The sequence below is a fragment of the Amycolatopsis sp. NPDC005961 genome (assembly GCF_040629235.1).
Classification (GTDB): Bacteria; Actinomycetota; Actinomycetes; order Mycobacteriales; family Pseudonocardiaceae; genus Amycolatopsis; species Amycolatopsis camponoti.
On sequence record NZ_JBEXVF010000115.1, the window covers coordinates 1 to 20077 of the forward strand.

Annotated in this window: 15 protein-coding genes; 6 read left to right on the plus strand and 9 right to left on the minus strand. The window is 71.1% G+C overall.

What is annotated here, in order from left to right; translation table 11 throughout:
- Window positions 1–192: 192 nt before the first annotated feature.
- From ABZ342_RS46765 to ABZ342_RS46795, 7 genes are all read right to left on the minus strand, one after another.
- Entirely contained in the window at window positions 193–1629 is a 1437-nt protein-coding gene (locus ABZ342_RS46765) for an arabinofuranosidase catalytic domain-containing protein (RefSeq protein WP_360487991.1), read from the minus strand.
- Between the two features lie 52 nt (window positions 1630–1681).
- On the minus strand, window positions 1682–2707 hold the full coding sequence (locus ABZ342_RS46770) for a LacI family DNA-binding transcriptional regulator (protein ID WP_360487952.1): 1026 nt from the start codon (window positions 2705–2707) through the stop codon (window positions 1682–1684).
- A gap of 60 nt (window positions 2708–2767) precedes the next feature.
- On the minus strand, window positions 2768–4111 hold the full coding sequence (locus ABZ342_RS46775) for an RICIN domain-containing protein (protein WP_360487955.1): 1344 nt from the start codon (window positions 4109–4111) through the stop codon (window positions 2768–2770).
- Between the two features lie 35 nt (window positions 4112–4146).
- On the minus strand, window positions 4147–5475 hold the full coding sequence (locus tag ABZ342_RS46780; RefSeq protein ID WP_360487958.1) for a PHB depolymerase family esterase: 1329 nt from the start codon (window positions 5473–5475) through the stop codon (window positions 4147–4149).
- Window positions 5472–8339, minus strand: coding sequence for a PQQ-dependent sugar dehydrogenase (locus tag ABZ342_RS46785; RefSeq protein WP_360487961.1), 2868 nt, complete (start codon window positions 8337–8339; stop codon window positions 5472–5474). Before ABZ342_RS46785 ends, ABZ342_RS46780 begins: the two co-directional genes overlap by 4 nt.
- Window positions 8340–8370: 31 nt before the next feature.
- Window positions 8371–9537, minus strand: a complete 1167-nt coding sequence (locus ABZ342_RS46790; protein WP_360487994.1) for a ThuA domain-containing protein — start codon at window positions 9535–9537, stop codon at window positions 8371–8373.
- A 239-nt stretch (window positions 9538–9776) separates the two neighbouring features.
- Window positions 9777–10511 carry an FCD domain-containing protein gene (locus ABZ342_RS46795; RefSeq protein ID WP_360487964.1) on the minus strand — a complete coding sequence of 245 codons (735 nt, stop codon included), beginning with the start codon at window positions 10509–10511 and terminating at the stop codon, window positions 9777–9779.
- 218 nt (window positions 10512–10729) lie between these two features.
- Here ABZ342_RS46795 and ABZ342_RS46800 point away from each other — a divergent pair, with 218 nt between their 5' ends.
- From ABZ342_RS46800 to ABZ342_RS46815, 4 genes are all read left to right on the plus strand, one after another.
- Complete coding sequence (locus ABZ342_RS46800; RefSeq protein WP_360487967.1) at window positions 10730–13087, plus strand: ricin-type beta-trefoil lectin domain protein; 2358 nt, start codon at window positions 10730–10732, stop codon at window positions 13085–13087.
- A gap of 13 nt (window positions 13088–13100) precedes the next feature.
- Window positions 13101–14183 carry a ricin-type beta-trefoil lectin domain protein gene (locus tag ABZ342_RS46805; protein ID WP_360487970.1) on the plus strand — a complete coding sequence of 361 codons (1083 nt, stop codon included), beginning with the start codon at window positions 13101–13103 and terminating at the stop codon, window positions 14181–14183.
- 16 nt (window positions 14184–14199) lie between these two features.
- Window positions 14200–14757 carry a DJ-1/PfpI family protein gene (locus ABZ342_RS46810; RefSeq protein ID WP_360487973.1) on the plus strand — a complete coding sequence of 186 codons (558 nt, stop codon included), beginning with the start codon at window positions 14200–14202 and terminating at the stop codon, window positions 14755–14757.
- Between the two features lie 216 nt (window positions 14758–14973).
- Complete coding sequence (locus ABZ342_RS46815; RefSeq protein WP_360487976.1) at window positions 14974–16416, plus strand: non-reducing end alpha-L-arabinofuranosidase family hydrolase; 1443 nt, start codon at window positions 14974–14976, stop codon at window positions 16414–16416.
- A gap of 58 nt (window positions 16417–16474) precedes the next feature.
- Here the strand turns inward: ABZ342_RS46815 and ABZ342_RS46820 are convergent, their stop codons facing one another.
- Window positions 16475–16846 (minus strand): hypothetical protein, encoded by a 372-nt coding sequence (locus ABZ342_RS46820; RefSeq protein ID WP_360487979.1) that lies wholly within the window; start codon window positions 16844–16846, stop codon window positions 16475–16477.
- A gap of 163 nt (window positions 16847–17009) precedes the next feature.
- A complete protein-coding gene (locus ABZ342_RS46825) occupies window positions 17010–17612 on the minus strand; it encodes a helix-turn-helix domain-containing protein (RefSeq protein WP_360487982.1) in 603 nt (200 codons plus the stop codon).
- Between the two features lie 95 nt (window positions 17613–17707).
- Between ABZ342_RS46825 and ABZ342_RS46830 the strand changes: the two genes are divergently transcribed.
- A complete protein-coding gene (locus ABZ342_RS46830) occupies window positions 17708–18640 on the plus strand; it encodes an NADP-dependent oxidoreductase (protein WP_360487985.1) in 933 nt (310 codons plus the stop codon).
- A gap of 151 nt (window positions 18641–18791) precedes the next feature.
- Window positions 18792–19940: a hypothetical protein gene (locus ABZ342_RS46835; protein WP_360487988.1), complete on the plus strand. Its 1149-nt coding sequence runs from the start codon at window positions 18792–18794 to the stop codon at window positions 19938–19940.
- Window positions 19941–20077: the final 137 nt, after the last annotated feature.

The following is a 20077-nucleotide window of genomic DNA, read 5'->3' on the forward strand; positions in this document are numbered from 1 at the left end:
GCTGGCCGAGCGCACGCCCGGTGTCGCGCTGGACGAGCGGCGGTTCCGGGCCAACCTCCTGCTGGACACCGGCCCGGCGCCGGACCGGGCCGAGGCTCACGACCCCGGTGCGGTCGCCTCGCGAGGCCGGTCACCGGGACGGGGTGGAACCGGACGACCGGCTCCACCCCGCTCTCCCCGGCGGCACCAGCCTCAGCGATAGCCGGCGGCGACGACGTTGGCCTGCACCGCGTTCTCCGTCGCATCCGACGGATACCCCGCGACCATCGCCCCTTCGTAGAACGTCCCCGCGCTGAGGTTCGCGCCGCCGCCGGGCTTGCAGCAGTCGCCGCCGCTGCCCAGGACGATCGCCCCCTGTTTCTTCATCGGGCTGTAGCCGCTCGGGAGGCCGCCGTCCCACAGGGTCGTGAGGCCGCCGGACTGGGCGTCGCTGCCCTTGATCGCGAACCGGGACGTCCCGTTGTTCTTCAGCACCGCCGTGACGAACTTGCTCGTGAACGCCCGCTGGTTCGGGTTCCACGTCTGGCTCCCGCCGGGGTAGAGCCCCCACTCCAGGTCGGCCTGCACCCACGGGCCGGTGCCGGAACAGCCGCCGAACCAGCACTGCTTGCCGAAGTTCAGCGCGTCCATCGCGCCCGCGGCGTCGGCCTTCCTGGTCGTTTCGCTGTTGCCGTAGTCGAAGCAGCAGCCGCTGTTCACGTGCGTCCCGCTCGTCACCATGTACATCCCCTCGGGCGCGCTGCCGGTGGGCACACCGGTGAGGTGACCGTCGCGCCAATAGCTGTTGCCCGGGTTGATGTACAGCGAGTACGCCTTCCGGCCGCCGACGGTCAGGGACTCCGACGTCGCCTTCGCCGGACTGCTCTGGCTGGAGCCGGGCACCACGCTCGACCCCTGGTACCACAGATCGTTGCCCCGGCCGGACTGGTCGTAGACCACCGTGACGACGCACGAAGTCCCGGTGCAGAAGGAATCCTGGGCCGCGGCCTCCGCGGCACCCCCCGCCGCCGAGACGCCGACGTTCCGGGTGGCGTTGTCGGACGCGCGGCGCACCTGGTAGAGACTTCCGTTGTAGGACCCGTAAAGCGCGCGCACCGTGCTGTGCGCGGCGATGCACGGCGTCCCGCCCGAGGCGTAGATGTCGCACGGACCCGTACCCGACGGCGGCGTGCTCCCGGTGGTCCACCGCTGGTTGCTCTGGCCGTGGCAGGTCCACAGGATGACCGTGGTGCCGTTGGCCGTGCCGCCCCCGTTGACGTCGAGGCACAGCCCGGACTGGACGCCGGTGATCGAACCGTCGGAGTTCTGCCGCCACTGCTGGTTCGCCCCGCCGGTGCAGGACCAGATGATCACCGCCGTCCCGGGCGCGGTCCGGTTGCCGTACGCGTCCACGCACCGCGTCCCGTTCAGCGCCCGCAGCTCACCGGCGGCGGTGAACTCGAACGCCTGGCTCGCCTGGCCGGTGCAGTCCCGGATCTCCAGCGCGGTTCCCGGCGTGTCGACGGCGCCTTGGACGTTCAGGCACCGGCCCGACGCCGCGCTCGTCAGCGACGTCGCCGCCGCGGACGCCGGTGGCGCGCCGGTCAGCACGGCCGCCACCAGCGCGGCCAGGACCAGGACGGCCCGCACCGCCTTGACTCGGATGATCACGGTTCCTCCAGTAGTGTTAGCGTTAACACAATCAAGCGGAAGCGCGCAGGACGAGCTCGGTGTCCAGCACGGCGCAACAGGGAGCGGCCGAACCGCCGAGCATCGCGAGCAGCTCGTCCGTCATCCGGGCCCCCATCTCTTCGATCGGCTGGCGCACGGTGGTGAGCGGCGGATCCGTGCGCAGGCCGATCGGCAGGTCGTCGAACCCGATGACGGCGACGTCCCCGGGCACCCGCCGCCCGGCGCGGTGCAGGGCCCGCATCGCGCCGACCGCCATCATGTCCGAGGCCGCGAAGATGGCGTCGACGTGCGGCCGGCGGTCCAGCAGGCGCGCCGTCGCCTGCTGGCCGGAGGCCTGGCCGAAGTCCCCGAAGACCACCAGCCCGCGGTCGCCGTGCCCGGCACCCGCCACCGCCTGCCGGTAGCCGAGCAGCCGGTCCACGCCGGCGGTCATGTCCTGCGGCCCGGCGATGGTCGCCACGGTGCGGCGGCCCGCGTCGATGAGCCGCTGGGTGGCCCGCTGGGCGCCACCGCGGTTGTCCACGTCGACGTAGGAGAACCGGCCGGGCTCCCCCGCGCAGACGGGACGGCCGCCGAACACCACCGGGATGCCGAGCCAGCCCAGGTCGAGCGGCCGGCGGCCGTGCATCCCGACGACGAGCGCACCGTCGACGTGGCCGCCGTCGAGGTAGCGCACCACCGGCGCCTGGTAGTCCTCCGTGGCGGGCACGGTGAGCAGGACGAGCTGCAGGCCCGCCGCGGTCAGCTCCCGGCCCGCACCGGCGGCGATGCGGGCGAAGAACGGATCGGCGAACAGGCGCAGGACCTCTTCGCACACGACCAGCGCGATCGAGCCGGTGGGCCCGGTCGTCGCGCGCGCAGCTCGCTGCCGGGCGTAGCCGAGCGCCGACATCGCCGACTCGACCTGTCTGCGCGTCGTCGGCCGGACCCGCGGAAAGCCGTTGAGCACGCGGGACGCGGTGGCGGTCGACACCCCGGCCGCCCGGGCGACGTCGGCGAGGGTGGGACGGAGTTCGGGGGACTCGACGGAGGACACGTTCATTCTCCCAAGACGTCGTTGTCTTTGCGGGACCGTTGAAGGATATCGCCGGGTACCTCAGGTTCGCTGGATCCGGAAGCGCTGGTTGGCCCCGCCCGACGGCGTCCACTGGGAGATCCGCGCGCCGTCGGCGGTCGAGGCGCCCCACACGTCCATCGCCAGGCCGCTCAGCCGGTTGACCAGGCCGATCACGCCCCCGCCCTGGTCGGTCACCCGCCACTGCTGGGCGGCGGCACCGGAGTCCGGCTGCTGGCTGATGTCGGCGCCGGTGGCCGCACTCGCCACCTGGAGGACCAGGCCGCTGTGGTGGGCGCGGATGCGGTAGTAGCCGTCGCCGGAGTCGAGGAAGTCGAACTGCTGGTTCTGGCCGCCGGTCGCCGGCCACTGCTGCAGCAGCGCGCCGGCCGCGGTGGAGACGCCGCTGATGTCGAGGAGCTTGCCGCTGTGCTCGGCCGCCAGGGTGTAGTTCACGCCGACCTGCACCGGCGACCCGGACGGCGGGGTCGACGAGTCGAACTGGGTGATGAACTTCCAGACCTCGCCGGACGTCCAGGTCTGCCAGCCGCTGCAGGTGCACCCGTCGCGCGGGCCGGGGTCGTGGCCGCCGTCGAAGGCGGCCCAGACCACCGGATACCCGGCCCGGCAGCCGGAGTAGGCCGTGACGATGTGGGTGTGGCTGCCGCTCGACGGCTCCGGCGGGTTCTGCGCGGTGCAGCCGTTGTTCCGGACGAACTGGTCGCGCAGCGAGCGGCCGGACGCGATCGGCAGGACGTTGTCCCCGATGCCGTGCATCCCGATGTAGGCGACCGGCTGGGTGCCACCGGCGCACCCGCTGAGGTTCGCCCCGGAGTAGACCGCGACCGCGCGGAAGACGGTGGGCCGGGCGCAGGCGAGCGCGTAGCTCATCGCGCCGCCGTAGCTGAACCCGCCGGCGAAGACCTGGGAGGTGTCGACGCACAGCGCGCTTTCGAGCTGCCTCAGCAGGTCGTCGACGAACGTGACGTCCTGGCCGCCGGGGTTGGCCCAGCCGTTGCCGTTGCCCTGCGGCGCCACGAAGATCGTGGTGTTGCCCGCGGTGTCGGCGAGCCGCCGGAGCCCGTAGTAGGACCAGTTGTAGCCATCCGTCCCACCCGAGTCGACGTCGTTGGCCGTGCCGCCGCGCCAGTGCAGCCCGACGAACAGCCGGTAGGCGTGGTTGCTGTCGTAGTTCGCGGGGACCCGCAGGAGGTAGCTGCGGTTCTGGCCGCCGCTGGAGATCGTGTGGCTGCCGCTCGCCAGCCCGGGGGCGGTTCCGCAGCCCGCGGTGCCCGCGGCGGGGGCGGCTTGCGCGATCCCGGCCCCGGACATCGCCACCAGCGCCCCGATCGCGGCGGACGCGAACAGACGTCTGAACTTCACCATCGCGCGAGCTCCTTTCTCGGCACAGGGGACGCCGGTCAGGCCCGGGTCCACTGCTGGTTCGTGGCGTGGGTGCAGGTCGCCAGCCGCACGGCGGCGCCGTTCGCGGTCGAGGCGGCCTCCAGGCAGAGCCCCGACTGCGGCGCGGTGACCGTGCCGTCCGCGTTGACCTGCCACTTCTGGTTCGCTCCGCCGTGGCACGCCCAGATGATCGCGGCCGTGCCGGCGCTGGTCCCGCCGCCTTCGGCGTCCAGGCAGCGGAGGGTGTCGCCGGAGTAGACGGTCAGTTCCCCCGCCGCGGTGGCCGTCCACGTCTGGTTCGCGCCGCCGTGGCAGTCCCACAGCTGCGTCCGCGTGCCCTGCGTGGCCGACTGACCGGGCACGTCCAGGCACCGCCCGGCCGCGACCGACCGCACCGGGCTCCCGGTGGGTGTGCTCCCACCCGTGCTGTCGAGGCCGAGGAAGGAGATCGCGTACGCGAGCATTCCCGCCTGCGGCAGGGTGTGCCCGGTGCCCGCGATGGTGATGCCCTCGACCGGTGCCTGGGTGCCGGTGCCGCCATAGCGGTTCCGCGTCCACGACGACTGCGGGTGGTCGGTGGCGGACGGTGTCTGGCTCAGCCCGCGCAGGGCGGTCCACTGCTTGATCTCTTCGCCGTAGTTCGGGTACGCCAGGGTGGTGTCCTGGTTCCCGTGCCACAGCTGCATCCTCGGGTAGCCGCCGGTGTAGCCGGGGTACATGGCGTGGGCCTGGTCGGCCCACTGCTGCGCGGACTTGACGACGTTCCCGCCCGCGCACTGGCTGTTCCACAGCGAACCGTCGGTGGTCGCGAAGCACCCGGCGGGCACGCCGGAGTACGCGGAAGCGGCGGAGAAGACGTCCGGGTACTCGGCGGCCAGGACGTTCGTCATCATGGCCCCCGAGGAGAAGCCGCTGACCACGATGCGGCCCGGGTCCACGTTGTAGTGCTGGCGGGTCCAGGCCACCATCGCCATGATGCCGGTGGAGTCGCTGCCGCCGTCGCGGGTCAGGCCCGCCTTCGTGGAGACGTCGAAGCAGTGGCCGTCCCGCGTCGCCTCGGGCACGACGACGAGGTAGCCGTACCGGTCGGCCGCCGTCGCGTAGTCGTGCCCGTTGCCGGTGAAGATCGCGCTCGCCGAGCCGCTGCAGTAGTGCACCAGCACCAGCAGCGCCGGCTTGGCCGCCGGCTTGTCGGGCACGTACAGGTACATGTTCAGGTTGGTCGGGTTGGCGCCGAAGCCGGTGACGCGGGTCAACGCGGCGGCCGAGGCCGGGCCGGCGGTCAGCGACACCGTCAGGGGCAGCAAGAGCAGCGTCGCGAGCAGGACGCGGATCACGTGTCTCATCGGAGGCTCCACTGCTGGTTGGCGGCCTGCGTACCGCAGGACCAGAGGATGATCTTCGTGCCGTTGGCCGTGCCCTGGGCGTTCGCGTCCGCGCACAACCCCGACTGGACACCGGTGATGGTGCCGTTCGCGTTGACGGTCCACTGCTGGTTCGGCTGGCCCGTGCAGTCCCAGATGATCACCTGCGTGCCGTTGGCCGTGCCCTTGCCGGACGCGTCGAGGCACTTGTTCCCGTAGACCGTCAGCTGTTTCCCGCTCGTCGGGGTCCACTGCTGGTTGGCGGCCTGGCTGCCGCAGTCGCGCAGCTGGACCTGGGTGCCGTTCGCCGTCGAGGAGTTCGGCACCTCCACGCACCGGCCCGACTGCGTGCCGACGATCTGCTTCCCCGACGACGGCGTGCCGGGCAGGCCGACCCCGGCGCCGGTGTAGTGGATCCAGTTGACGTTGAACAGGTACGCGGCTCCGGTCTGGCCCGCGGGGTTGCGGGCGACGAAGTACAGCGTCCCGGTGCCGCCCGGCGGGTTGGCCAGGCTGACGGTGAAGTCCTGCCAGTTCTGCCAGCCCCCGGTCCCGGTGATCGGCACCGAGGCGACCAGCGCGCCGTCCGGGGCGTTGCGGTGCACCTCCAGCGTGCCGCCGGACCCGCCCGAGGAAGCCCGGACCTCGAGGCCGGTGACGCCGTTCAGCGCGAGCGGGTCGACCGACCACCAGTCGCCGTCCTGGATGAACGCCGCGCTGCTGCCGCCGCCCAGCGGGTCCGTGGCGGCTTCCACGGTGACGCCCGCGGTGTCGGTGCCCTTCCCGTCGGCGGTGCGGCCGGTGGCGGTGTAGAACTCCGCCTGCTTGTGCTCGGGCTGCAGGATCACCTGCGCGCGGCCGGTGATGGGGCTGGCGCCACCGGCCCCGCCTTTGTCGGTGTAGGACGCCTCGAGGACGTAGAAGATGTTGTCGTTCTCGCTGTGCCCGGACGAAAGCGTGGTCTGGATCGACGCGGTGCAGCCGGGGTACTGGTCCAGCGGGTGGCCGTGCTCGTCGTGGCCGAGGTAGGCCTGGACGGTCACCTGCCCGCAGTCGACCGTGCCGTCCTCGGGGTCGGTGACCGTGACGGCGACGTTCACCTTGTCGCCCCAGTCGAACACCCCGCCGCTCGGTGGCGTGGTGAAGGTGAGGGTCGGTGCCGTGTTCCCGGCGGTGATGGTGACGCTCGCGGTCCCGGTGGCGCCCGCTGAGTTCGTCACGGTGAGCACCGCGGTGTAGTTGCCGGCGGCGTAGGTGTGACCCGGGTTCGCCGCGGTCGAGGTGGTGCCGTCACCGAAGTTCCACGAGTAGCGCAGCGCGGAGCCGCCGGGGTCGGTCGAGCCGGCGCTGCTGAAGGTCACGGTGAGCGGGGCCGGGCCGCTGGTGCGGTCCGCGGTGACCTTCGCGACCGGCGCGGCCGAGCCGCCGCCGAGGTAGTCGACGCGGTCGATGGACGCGTCGCTGTTGCCGCCGCCGTACCCGGTCCCCCACTCGATGACGTAGAGCGCGCCGTCCGCGCCGAACTTGAAGTCCATCGGCCGGTTGAACTTCACCGACGGCAGCAGCGGGTCGATCGAGGTGACGTTCGTGCCGTTGCCGTCGAGCTGGAAGGTGTACATCGCGCTGGTGTTCCACTCGGCGAAGACCGCGCGGCCGTCGAAGTCGGCGGGCCACTTGCGGGCCGAGGCGAGGTTCGGGTCGAACCGGTAGACCGGCCCGGCCATCGGCGCCCCGCCGGACAGCTGCGGGAAGTGCGCGGGGTCGGCCTGGTAGTGGTAGTAGACCTGGGCCGGGATCGCGGGCGGCAGCTTGGTCAGCCCGGTGTTGTTCGGCGAGCTGTTGGTGGGGCCGCCCGCGCAGTCGAACTGCGCGCCGGACGCGCCGGTGCCGAAGTCGTACCGGTTGTAGGCCAGGTTCGGGCCGACGCAGAACGGCCAGCCGGCGTTGCCGGGCTTGCTGACGACGTCCCACTCGACGGTGTTCTGCGGGCCGCGGGTGGAACTGGCGTTCGGCGCGTCGGGGCCGTAGTTGGCCACGAGCGGGTAGCCGGTCTTGGGATCGAGGCCCATCCGGAACGGGTTGCGCTCGCCCATCGTGTAGATCTCCGGGCGGGTGTTCGCGGTGCCGGGGGCGAACAGGTTGCCCGACGGGATCGTGTACGTCCCGTTCGTCTCCGGGTGGATCCGCAGGACCTTGCCGGACAGGCTGTTCGTGTTGCCCGCGGTGCGTTCGGAGTCCCAGTACGCGCGCCCCGAGCGCTGGTCGAGCGGGCTGTACCCGTCGGAAGCGAACGGGTTGGTGTTGTCCCCCAGCGACAACCACAGGTTCCCGTTCCTCTTGTCGATCACCAGGCCCGCGCCGTGGTGGCAGCATTCCGCGCGCTGCACCGGCACGTCCAGCACGACCTTCTCGGTCGACTGGTCGATCGTGTCGCCGTTGACGGTGAACCGGCTCAGGCGGTCGACGTTGCCGGCGTTGTTCGGCGAGTAGTAGACGTAGACCCACTGGTTGGTCGCGAACGCGGGGTCGAGCGCGATGTTGAGCCCGCCGGATTCGTTGGCCGTGAAGACGTTCAGGTGCGTCGCCAGGACCGCGGTGCCGTTGGGTTTGACGACTTTGACGTCACCGAGGCGGTCGATGTAGAACACCCGCCCGTCCGCCGCCACGTCCATCGCCATCGGGTTGCCGGTTTCGGTGTGCAGCGTGACCTTCTGGAACTTCGAGTCCGGCGGCAGCGCCGCCGCGGCTGCCGGGCCCACCGGGGTCGTGAGCACCGGGACCAGCGCGGCGGCCAGGACCCCGGCCACCGCCAGCGCGCCGCGGCGCAGCGCGGAAAATCCGGACATGACGAGCTCTCCTCGAGAGGGGGAGGGACGGTCAGCGGAGGGACCACTGCTGGTTGGCCTGGCCGCCGCAGGACCACAGGATGATCTTCGTGCCGTTGGCCGTGCCGCGGCCGGAGGCGTCCAGGCAGAGGTTCGACGGGACGCCCGTGATCGTGTTCGCGTTAACATTCCACTGCTGATTGGATTGCCCGGTGCAGTCCCAGATGATCACCGGCGTGCCGTTGGCCGTGCCGCGGCCGGACGCGTCCAGGCACTTGTTCCCGTAGACCACGAGCTGCTTGCCGGCGGTGTAGGTCCACGACTGGTTCGCCTGCCCGGCGACGCAGTCCCGCAGCTGCACCTGCGCCCCGTTGGTGGTGGCGGAGTTCGGCACCTCGACGCACCGGCCCGACTGCGCGCCCGCGATCTGCTTGCCCGCCGGAGGCGGTGTGGTGGTGACCGAGCAGTCGGCGGGGACCGCTCCGGCCGCCGTGCGGATCCCGCCCAGCAGCAGGTGCAGGAAGTTCGGTTCGCTGAAACTTTCGATCGTGTGGCCCATGCCGGTGTACCAGGCGCGGCCGCCGTCGAAGGCGTGGCACCAGGTCGTCGGGTGGTCCGCGCCCATCGTGGCGCCCGTGTAGCTGGATTCGTCCACTGTGGTCAGTACGTGCACGGACGGGCGCGGGTCGGCGCGGAAGTCGTACCACTCGTCGTACCGGGTGTACTGCGCGGGCAGTCCCTGCGTGGACGGGTGGTTCGGGTCTTCCACCTTCACCAGGGCGTTCTGCTGGGCGGGGTGCTGCTTGAAGTAGGCGCCGACCAGCTGGCCGTACCAGGCCCAGTCGTACCCGCTGTCGGACGCCGCGTGGACGCCGGCGAACCCGCCGCCGTGCTGGATGTAGCGGCGGAACGCGTCCTTGCCGGCTTGGGTGCCGACCGGGTCGCCGGTCGTGGACAGGAAGACGACGGCGGCGTACTGGGCCAGGGTGGCGTCGGTGAACTGCGCGTCGTCTTCGGTGGCGTCGACCGCGAAGTCGTTCTGCTGGCCCAGTTGCCGGATCGCGGCGATCCCCGTCGGGATGGAGTCGTGTCGGAAGCCCGTGGTCTTCGAGAACACCAGGACCTTGAAGGCCGCCGCGGGCGCGGCGGACACGGGTGCCGCGAACCCCAGGACCAGTGCGGCAAGGAGGACAGTCGCGCGGAGCGAACGGGACAGCATTGTCACGAGTACTCCTTCTCAGGAGTGCAGGGAACGCGCGGGGTGCGCGCTGTGCGATCGCCCGATCACCGACCGAACGGGCATGAGCCAAGATAGAAGCGGCCGGCGGCAAAGGTCAATGCGCGGTGAAACTTACCCACTCACAACGGGTTCCGCCCGGCGACGGGTCACCCCTGTCCACAAAGGAATGAGCGCGGCCGGGAATGCCCAAGCCACCGCTCGGGCATTCCCCGCTGCGCTCACTGGCCGAAGAGCCGGTGCTGGATCTCCCGGCGGTAGTCCTCCAAGGTGTTGTCGAGGTGGACGGCGGCGGCCCGCGCCGCCGCCTCCGGTTCGCCGTCGCGGATCGCCCGGTAGATGGCGGCGTGCTCCTCGATCGCCGCCGGGGCGTGCCCGCCGACCGAGCCGGACATCCCGATGATGTTCGTCTGGCGTTGCAGCCGGCGGGCTTCGCGCACGGCCGCGACGAGGAACTGGTTGTGCGACGCCGTGGCGACGCGGAGGTGGAAGTCGTCGTCGCCGCGGTCGAACAACGCGGCCTGGCCGGTCAGGTGCCCCTGCCGGCAGGTCTCGGCGGCGGCCTCGATCGCCTGCAGTTCGGCCGGAGTGGCGTTGGTCGCCGCGAGCCTGCTGGACGCGGTCTCCTGGACGCGGCGGAACTCGAAGAGCATGTAGACGTGGTCGAGGTCGGCGGGCAGGAAGAAGCCGCCCCAGCGGGAAGCGCCGAGCATGCCTTCGTCGTCGGACACATACAGCCCACGTCCCTTGTGCGCTCGCACCCGGCCGATCGCCGAGAGGATCTTGACGGCCTCCCGCACCACGGTCCGGCTGCTCCCCACCCGCGCCGCCAGCTCGACCTCGGTCGGCATCCGGTCGCCGGGCCGCAGCCGCAGTTCGGCGATCAGGTTCAGCAGCTGCTCGGCCACGACTTCGTAGCCGGGCCGGTACGGCGCGGCTTTCTCGTTGCGAGTCACCCGATGAGTATGACTCACCGGGCACCGGACAGTGACCTTACCTCGCGGTCGGCCGGTCCCGTCAACTCCCGCGAAACATGGGTGAAACTTACATGCGTTCCCGCAGTTGAAAACTTCGAACGCGCCCGGGTGCATTGACGCGGTGCGGCTTCCCGCTTCGAATGAGTCATACACATGGACGAGTCCCCGCCGTCACCGTTCCCGGAGAGGTCCCCGCCATGCCGCGCACCGGATCCCTGGCCGCCGCGCTCGCCGCCGCCCTCGTGGTGACGGCCGTCGCCGCGCCGTCCGCCCACGCCGCGACCGTCACCATCGCCGTCGCGCCGGGCGGCGACGACGCCGGCCCGGGCACGCCCGACCGGCCGGTCGCGACCCCGGCGAGGGCCCAGCAGCTGGCCCGCGCCCAGTCGGCGGGCAACGACGTGGTCGTCCAGCTCGCCGGCGGCACCTACTGGCTGTCCGCCCCGCTTTCGTTCACCAGCGCGGACTCCGGGCAGAACGGCCACACCGTCACGTGGCAGGCCGCGCCCGGCCAGACGCCGGTCCTGTCCGGCGGCACGCAGGTCACCGGCTGGACCGCGCAGGACGCGAGCCAGAACATCTGGGTGGCGTCCGTGCCGGCCGGCGCCGACTCCCGGCAGCTGTTCGTGGACGGCGCACTGGCGCCGCGCGCGTCGATCCCGATCTCGCGCACCGACGTGCAGGTCACGACGTCCGGCCTGACCATCACCAACTCCGCGCTGAACTACCTCGCCACGCTGCCCCGGCAGAACCGGATCGAGGTGGAGAGCCAGAACTCGTTCACCGACCGGTACTCCCCCGTCGACCACGTCAGCGGCACGTCGATCGTCATGCAGCAACCCGCGTGGAACAACAACAACTGGGGCTACGACACCCTCGCGAAGCCCTTCGGCGGCGGCCAGCTGTTCCTCGAGAACTCGTACTCGTTCCTCAAGAACCCCGGCCAGTGGTACCTGGACCCGGCGGCCGGGAAGCTCTACTACAAGGCACCGGGCGGCTGGGTGCCCGGCAGCCACGACGTCGAGCTGCCGCGGCTGACGTCGCTGCTGCAGCTGGGCGGCAGCTACGACGACCCGGTGCGGGGCATCGCGTTCAAGGGCTTGCACTTCGAGCACACCACCTGGCTCGGGCCGAGCACACCGGCCGGGTATGCGAACCAGCAGACCGGCACGTTCCTCCCGGCCGCGGCGCCGATGCCGGGCGACTTCCTCACCTCGTGCCAGTCGGGCTGCAAGCAGTTCGAGGGGGCCCGCAACGGCTGGGCGCAGGCGCCCGCCGCCGTCCAGGTCTCGGCCGCCACCGGGATCACGTTCAGCGGCAACACCTTCACCCACCTCGGGCAGGTCGCGCTGGGCATCGGCAACGACGCGAACGCGCACGCCTCCGGGACCGGGCTCGGCGCGTCGTCGATCACCGTGGACCACAACACCTTCACCGAGGTCTCGGGCGGTGGCATCGTCGTCGGCGGCGTGCGCCCCGACGCGCACCACCCGTCGAACGCCGCGATGACGAACCGCGACATCACGCTGTCGTACAACACGGTGTCCCGCGTCGCCCTGGACTACCGCGAAATGGCCGGCATCCTGTCGACCTACGCGACGCATACCGTCATCACGCACAACGACGTGGCGAACCTGACCTACGACGGGATCGACGTCGGCTGGGGCTGGGGTGCCAACGACCCGGGCGGCAGCCAGGACTACCGCAACCGCGGGCTCTACGACTACCAGCCGGTGTACTCGACGCCGACGACGTTGCGGGACACCGTCGTCAGCTACAACCGCGTGCACGGCACGAAGAAGCTGATGCACGACGGCGGCAGCATCTACAACCTGTCGGCGAACCCGGGCAGCTCGATCGACCACAACCACATCTTCGACAACAACCGCACGGTCGGGCTGTACCTCGACGAAGGCTCCCGCTACGTGACGTTGTCGGCCAACGTGATCCAGGACTCCGGGGTCTGGGCCTTCACCAACGCGAGCGGCACCAACAACACGAACGACAGCACCTTCGGCGAAAACTGGTACAACGGCGGCGCCACCCAGGTGGCCACCGGGTCGCCCCACAACAACGTCCTGACCGGCAACGTCCAGGTCAGCGGGACGAACTGGCCGTCCGGCGCCCAGCAGGTCATCGCCGCCGCCGGCACGGGCACCACCACCGGCCCGGCCGCGGGACCGGTGCGCGCGCTCGGCAAGTGCCTGGACGTCAACGGCGCGAGCACGACACCCGGCGCGCAGGTGCAGCTCTGGGACTGCCACGGCGGCGGCAACCAGTCGTGGGCCCGGACCGCCGCCGGCGAGCTCACCGTCTACGACGGCACCCGCTGCCTGGACGCGTCCGGCCAGGGCACCACGCCGGGGACCCCGGTCGTCAGCTGGACGTGCAACGGCGGGGCCAACCAGCGCTGGCAGGCGAACGCGAACGGCACGATCACCGGCGTCCAGTCCGGGCTGTGCCTGGACGTGACCGGCGGCGGCACGGCGAACGGCACCATCGTCCGGCTGGGGACCTGCACCGGCCAGGCCGGCCAGCAGTGGACGTTCGGCTGACTCGAGGAGGATCATGAGAATCCGGGTTTTCGCGGCCGTGACGGCCCTGTTCCTGAGCGCGTTCCTGCCGGGCGGCCCGGCCGCCGCCGAGTCGAACGGCGGGACCAGGGTCATGCCGCTCGGCGACTCCATCACCGAGGGCACCCAGGTGCCCGGCGGCTACCGGATCGGCCTCTGGCAGCGGCTCGCGGCGGGCGGCTACCAGGTCGACTTCACCGGCTCGCAGTTCAACGGCCCCGCCGCACTCGGCGACCACGACCACGAGGGCCACCCGGGCTGGCGCATCGACCAGATCGACGCGAACATCACCGGCTGGCTGCGGACGAGCACCCCGCACACGGTCCTGCTGCACATCGGCACCAACGACGTCCTGCAGAACTACGACGTCGCCCGCGCGCCCGCCCGGCTCGCCACCTTGATCGACCACATCACGGCGACCGCACCGGAGGCCGAGGTCTTCGTCGCGACGATCATCCCGCTCGCCAACGCGGGGCAGGAGTCCGCGGCCCGCACCTTCAACTCCGCGATCCCCGGGATCGTGCAGGCCGCCCGGAACGCCGGCAAGCGCGTGCACCTGGTGGACATGCACGCCGCGCTGACCGCCGCCGACCTGATCGACGGCATCCACCCCACGGCGGCGGGCTACGACAAGATGGCCGCCACCTGGTTCGCCGCGCTGCAGTCCGTGCCGGGGAGCATCGGCACCCCGGGGACGACCGGCGCCCGGCGGATCGTCGGCGCGCAGTCGGGCCGCTGCGCCGACGCCGGGAGCGCGGCCAACGGCACCCAGGTGCGGCTGCAGGACTGCGGCGGGCAGGCCGGCCAGCAGTGGACCCAGTCGGGCGGCGAACTGGTCGTCGCCGGCTCGAAGTGCCTGGACGCCTCCGGCCACGGCACGGCGAACGGCACCCCGGTGATCGTCTGGGACTGCCACGGCCAGGCCAACCAGCAGTGGACCGTCGCCGCCAACGGCACGATCACCGGTGTCCAATCCGGACTGTGCCTCGACGCCACCGGGCAGGGCACGGCCAACGGCACCCAGCTGATCCTGTGGACCTGCGGCGGGCAGGCGAACCAGCAGTGGGCACTGCGCTGATCCGAAGGGGACGACCATGGCACGGGTACTGGTCCTGACCGGCGACGCCGCCGAGGAGCTCGACTCGATGTACCCGATCTTCCGGTTGCGCGAGGGCGGCCACGAGGCGGTCGTGGCCGCCCCTGCGACGCGTCCGGTGCACCTGGTCGTCCACGACTTCGAACCCGGGTGGGACGCCTACACCGAGAAGCCGGGACACCTGCTGCCGGTCGACCTGGCGTTCGCCGACGTGGACCCGGGCGCGTTCGACGCCCTCGTGATCCCCGGCGGGCGGGCCCCCGAGTACCTCCGGACCGACCCGGACGTGGCGCGCGTCGTCACGCACTTCTTCGAGCGCGACCTCCCGGTCGGCACGATCTGCCATGGCGCGCAGATCCCGGCGGCCTTGGGACTGCTGCGCGGCCGCACCACGGCCGCCTTCCCCCCGCTGAAGGCGGACATGGAGCTCGCCGGCGCGACGTTCGCCGACGCGCCCGACGTCGTCGACGGCGCGATGGTGTCCTGCCGCGGGTGGCCCGACCTGCCCGAGTGGTCCCGCGCTTTCCTGCGGGTGCTGGAGAAGGCGCGGATGTAACTTTCACGACTCGGCTGTCCTTTGTGGACAGGATGCGTGGCCCTGAGGTGCGAGGTCGCCGGACCCGGCGTCCGGCATCTCCGGCCCCCGGCCGTTTCGATTGACAACGTCCGGCTCGGAAGTCCAGGCTGGCGCGACCAATGTTAGCGATAACAGTCCCTTTGCCGACGAGCTGCCGGACCAGGCGGACCCGCAGCTGACCGGGAGAAGAACGTCATGAACAGAGGAAGTTCCAGCCGTAGGATCGCCGCGCTCGCCGCCGCGGTGACGGTCGCGGCAGCGGTGGCGACGGGCGTGACGCTGGGGGCGGGCCCGGCCCTGGCCGACGTCACCGGCGCTCTGCACGGTGTCGGTTCCGGCCGCTGCCTGGACGTACCGAACGCCAACCAGGCCGACGGTACCTCCCTGCAGATCTACGACTGCTCCGGCGGCGCGAACCAGCAGTGGACCTCGACGAACGCCGGTCAGCTGACGGTGTTCGGCGGCAAGTGCCTCGACGTACCCGGCGGCGCGACCGCGGGGACCCGGGTGCAGATCTGGACGTGTCACGGCGGGGCCAACCAGCAGTGGCGGATCGGTTCGGACGGCACGGTGGTCGCGGTGCAGACCGGGCTCTGCCTGGACGTCACGGGGGCCGCCACGGCCAACGGCACCGCCGTGGGGCTCTGGACGTGCAACGGCGGCAGCAACCAGAAGTGGACCGGCCTGTCGACCACGACCCCGACGACCACGCCCACGACCCCGACCGGCAGCGGCTGCTCGCTGCCGTCGTCCTACCGCTGGTCGTCGACGGGTGTGCTGGCCACGCCCAAGAACGGGTGGGTCTCGCTCAAGGACTTCACCAACGTCGTCTACAACGGGAAGCACCTCGTCTACGCGTCGAACGTCGCGGGTTCGTCGTACGGCTCGATGGCCTTCAGCCCGTTCACCAACTGGTCCGACATGGCTTCGGCCGGCCAGAACGGGATGAGCCAAGCCGCGGTGGCGCCGACGCTGTTCTACTTCGCGCCCAAGAACATCTGGGTGCTGGCGTACCAGTGGGGTGCGTGGCCCTTCATCTACCGCACGTCGAGCGACCCCACCAACCCCAACGGCTGGTCCTCGCCGCAGCCCCTGTTCACGGGCAGCATCTCCGGCTCCGGCACCGGCCCGATCGACCAGACCCTGATCGCCGACGGCTCGAACATGTACCTGTTCTTCGCCGGCGACAACGGCAAGATCTACCGGGCGAGCATGCCGATCGGCAACTTCCCGGGCAGCTTCGGCTCGTCGTACACGACGGTGCTGAGCGATTCGACGAACAACCTGTTCGAGGCGGTCCAGGTCTACAAGGTCCAGGGCCAGAGCCAGTACCTCATGATCGTCGAGGCGATCGGCGCGAACGGCCGCTACTTCCGCTCGTTCACGGCGAGCAGCCTGAGCGGTTCGTGGACCCCGCAGGCGGCGAGCGAGAGCAACCCGTTCGCGGGCAAGGCCAACAGCGGCGCCGGCTGGACCAACGACATCAGCCACGGTGACCTCGTCCGCACCAACCCCGACCAGACGATGACCGTGGATCCCTGCAACCTGCAACTGCTGTACCAGGGCAAGTCCCCCAGCGCCAGTGGACCCTACGACCAGCTGCCGTGGCGGCCGGGTGTCCTGACGCTGCAACGCTGACCGGTGTCAGCCGAGGAACCCAGCCGCCGGCTGGGTTCCTCGGCCGGCGCTGCTTCCATCACCCGAGCGGGACGCCTTGGTCATACCCGCGGACTTTCTCCCGGCGCGACCGGGAAAACAGTGCCATCACTCCCGGATTCCCGGGGAGGGACCACCGACCTCCCGGCCATCGGACTTCGGCCGGGCGCCGGCCCCGCAACGTTCGCTCGGACACCAGCTCGACGTCCCCGTCGACCAGCGCACGAGCGAGCGACTCGAACTCCGCCAGGTCTTTCGGCGAGGCTTCGTCCAGTTCGACCGGATCAAGACTTCCGATGAACAGCTCCGCCACGGTACCCACCGACCGCAACTCCAGCCGGGGCCCGTCCGAGCGCCCCGGCTCCAGTTTCGCGACCGTTTCGTCATCACCATCATCGACGGTGAGGGACACCGTTCCGCTCTCCACGAGTTCGCGAAAAGCAGACCTGAGGGAAGCCAGGAACCGGCCACCTGATGACTCCGAGTGGCTCATCGTCCTGATCCATTCTTCCCCGGTTTTCCCGCATCGCGCCGGAGGGCAAGGTCGTCGGGCACCGGGCCGCGACCGGCCGCGGCTACCGCGTTTTCCTCGGCGCCTTCCCGCTATGGGACTGGCCAGGTGGCAGGTCGGCAGCAACGGCAACGAGATCGGCGGCACTACCGGCCAGCAGGTCGGCGAAGTCGGCCCGCTCACCGAGCACCCATCGCCTGGTGGCCGACCCCAGGATCGCCATGCCGAGGGCGGTGGCCAGCCGCGCGGTGTGCTCGTCGTGGCCACGGCGGCACAGCGCCGCCGCGGTCGCCTCGGACAGCATCGCTTCCTTGATCAAGCTGCGTTCCCGCAGCGGCGGGTTGTCCGCGATGACGGCGCGCAGCTCGATCAGCATTTCGGGGGGACGCAGCACTTCGGGCACCGCGGTGAACGCGGCCATCAGCGTCGCGAGCGCGCCCGTTCCGGCGGGCACCTCGGCGATGCCCGCTTCCAGGCAGGCCTGCAGTTCGTCCCCGGCGAACAGCACCTCCCGCTTGTCGGTGAACCAGCGGTAGAACGACCGCTCGGTGAGTCCGGCGTGCCCGGCGATCTGCGCGACCGTCGTGCGGTCGTAGCCCTGATCGCGGAACAGCTCCAACGCCGCCCGTTCGAGCCGCTCACGGGTGTTGCCCTCCCAACGCGCCATGCCCCCAGCATAGCGACAGCAGATGCTGTCATCACTGTGCTACCGTCGAGTGACGACAGCATCTGCTGTCATTACCTCGATCCGCGGAGATCCTCATGCGCACCCTGCGTTTCCACCACACCGGTGACCCCCTCGACGTCCTGCGGCTCGAGGAGGCCGAGCCGCCACGGCCGGCCCCGGGGCAGGTCCGGGTCGCCGTCGAGGTCTGCACGATCAACCCGGCCGACTTGTCCCTCTGCCGGGGCCTGTACCCCGGCGACCTGCCCCGCGGGGTCGGGCTCGAGGTCGCCGGCACCGTCGACGCCATCGGCGAGGACGTGACCGGTGTCCGGCTCGGGGACGCCGTCTTCGGTCCCGCCCCCTTCACCGGACCGACCGCGGGCGCCTCCGGCCACGCGGTGCTCGACGTCTGGTTCCCGCGGCCACCCGCCCTCGAACCGGCGGCCGCCGCCGCACTGCCCATGGCCGTGGAGACCGCTCAGCGCGGTCTGGACCTGCTGGGCATCACCGCCGACACGACCCTGCTCGTCAGCGGAGGCGGCACCACCACCGGCTTCGCCGCCGTACAGCTCGCCCGGCGGTCCGGCGCGCGGGTGATCACCACCGCGGGCCCCACCCACGCCGAGGCCTTGCGCGCCACCGGAGCCGAGGTCACCCCCTACGGCGAGGGCATGGCCGACCGGGTACGCGAACTGGCGGGGGGACCCGTCGACGTCGTCCTCGACGTCTCGCCGCCCGACGACGCCACCATCCCCGAGCTCCTCCGCACGGTCACCGACCCCCGGCACATCCTGACCATCAGCAACCTCGCCGCCGCCCGCGAGTCCGGCGCCCGCGACGCGTTCACCGAGGGACCCCTCGCCCACCGCTACGAGGTCATCGGGGAATGCGCCCGGCTCGCCGCCGAGGGCCGCTTCGGCATCCCGGTCGCCCGCGTCATTCCCCTCGACGGCTGGCGCGAGGCCATCGAGCTGAGCCAGTCGCAGCGCCCCGGCGGCAAACTCGTCCTGCGCATCGACCCGGCCTAGTACTTTCGGCCGATGTCCGCACGGTGAAAACCCTCCGAAAGGCGTGAGCCATTACGGGCTTCTCGCAGGCACGCCGGTTCTGCCGCCAATTACCGCCCTACCGTGGCGGTGCTTCGTGATCTTGAACCGGAAACCGAAGAGGGGAACCACCTTGCCCGACCGGACCAGATTTCTCGGCAGGACGCTCGCAGCCGCGGGCACCGCTGCGGCACTCGCGCTCGCCACGGCCGTTCCCGCGGCCGCGGCGGCACCATCCACCGTCGAGCAGGACGTCGCTCAGCTGTACCAGGACGTCGTCGACCTCTACAACGGGCTGCCGGCGGACGCTCTGCGCGGCGTCGACCGGCTCATCGAGTCGCCCGTCCCGCGGATCGGCCCCCGGAGCCGGGCCGCGGAAGGCCCGATCCCGGGCTGCACCGAAGGTTCGCTGCTGACGTACGCGAACCAGCTCGCGTCGCAGCTCACCCCGCTCGAGGGCCAGGCGCTCGACGCGCTGTCGGGGCTCAGCCAGCTCTACGTCCAGGGCGTCGCGTCCGACAAGACCACGCAGGTCTTCGGCACCGACGGCCAGTACACCCCGCGCGCCACGGCCACGATCGACAAGCTGCGCGGCTTCTGGGACATCGAGAGCTGGAACATCCAGCTCGTCGCCTGGAAGGGCACCGATCTCGGCAGCCAGGCGAAGATGGCGCAGACCTTCAGCCTCGGCCTCGCGCCGGCCAGGGTGAAGGCCGCCGCCGCGCTCGCCACCAAGGTGCTCTACGAAGTGCCGGGAATGCAGGGTGGCCGCAACCCGCTGATCACCCTGAACGCGTTCTCCGCACCGGCCGACAGCCTCGGGGGCAAGCGCGTGGCGCTCGGCGACGGCCTGCTCGACGTCGTCGACCACCTCGGGTTCGACGACGTCTCGGTGGAGTCCGTGGTCGGCCACGAGTACGGCCACCAGGTCGACTTCGCCCACGAGAACTACCCGCGCAACGAGTCCTCCGAGATGGGTCCCGACGCCTACGGCGGCTACTTCGTCGCGCACGCCAAGGGCTTCGCGTGGAACGCCCGCACCCAGCAGGAGGTCATCTACCTCGACGCCTCCATCGGTGACTGCTTCCACAGCCACGGCACCCCCGACCAGCGCAAGGCCGCCGGTGCCTGGGGCGAGAAGCAGGCGACGAGCCAGGGCAACCCGAACCGGATCGTCCCGTCCGCCACGATGATCGAGAAGTTCCAGAAGGAGTACCCGAAGCTGATGCCGCCGGCCACCGGCCAGCAGGCCGCGGCGGCGGTGGCCGCGGCTCGCGGCTGAGCTCCGGTTCTCGTCGGCGGGCCGTCACCCTCCCGGTTCGGGGTGAGCCGAACACCTCAGCCAACTGCGCCGGATCAGCGTTGAAGTCCGGGATCAACAACTCGACACCGGTACCCGGGTTCAAAGCGTGGATCTGC

Bases quoted from the DNA above. Each gene is read 5' to 3' on its own strand.
- ABZ342_RS46775 (WP_360487955.1), bottom strand. From the start codon at position 4,111: ATGGTGAAGTTCAGACGTCTGTTCGCGTCCGCCGCGATCGGGGCGCTG.
- ABZ342_RS46830 (WP_360487985.1), top strand. From the start codon at position 17,708: ATGCGCACCCTGCGTTTCCACCACACCGGTGACCCCCTCGACGTCCTG.
- ABZ342_RS46815 (WP_360487976.1), top strand. From the start codon at position 14,974: ATGAACAGAGGAAGTTCCAGCCGTAGGATCGCCGCGCTCGCCGCCGCG.
- ABZ342_RS46810 (WP_360487973.1), top strand. From the start codon at position 14,200: ATGGCACGGGTACTGGTCCTGACCGGCGACGCCGCCGAGGAGCTCGAC.
- ABZ342_RS46785 (WP_360487961.1), bottom strand. From the start codon at position 8,339: ATGTCCGGATTTTCCGCGCTGCGCCGCGGCGCGCTGGCGGTGGCCGGG.
- ABZ342_RS46780 (WP_360487958.1), bottom strand. From the start codon at position 5,475: ATGAGACACGTGATCCGCGTCCTGCTCGCGACGCTGCTCTTGCTGCCC.
- ABZ342_RS46790 (WP_360487994.1), bottom strand. From the start codon at position 9,537: ATGCTGTCCCGTTCGCTCCGCGCGACTGTCCTCCTTGCCGCACTGGTC.
- ABZ342_RS46800 (WP_360487967.1), top strand. From the start codon at position 10,730: ATGCCGCGCACCGGATCCCTGGCCGCCGCGCTCGCCGCCGCCCTCGTG.
- ABZ342_RS46805 (WP_360487970.1), top strand. From the start codon at position 13,101: ATGAGAATCCGGGTTTTCGCGGCCGTGACGGCCCTGTTCCTGAGCGCG.
- ABZ342_RS46825 (WP_360487982.1), bottom strand. From the start codon at position 17,612: ATGGCGCGTTGGGAGGGCAACACCCGTGAGCGGCTCGAACGGGCGGCG.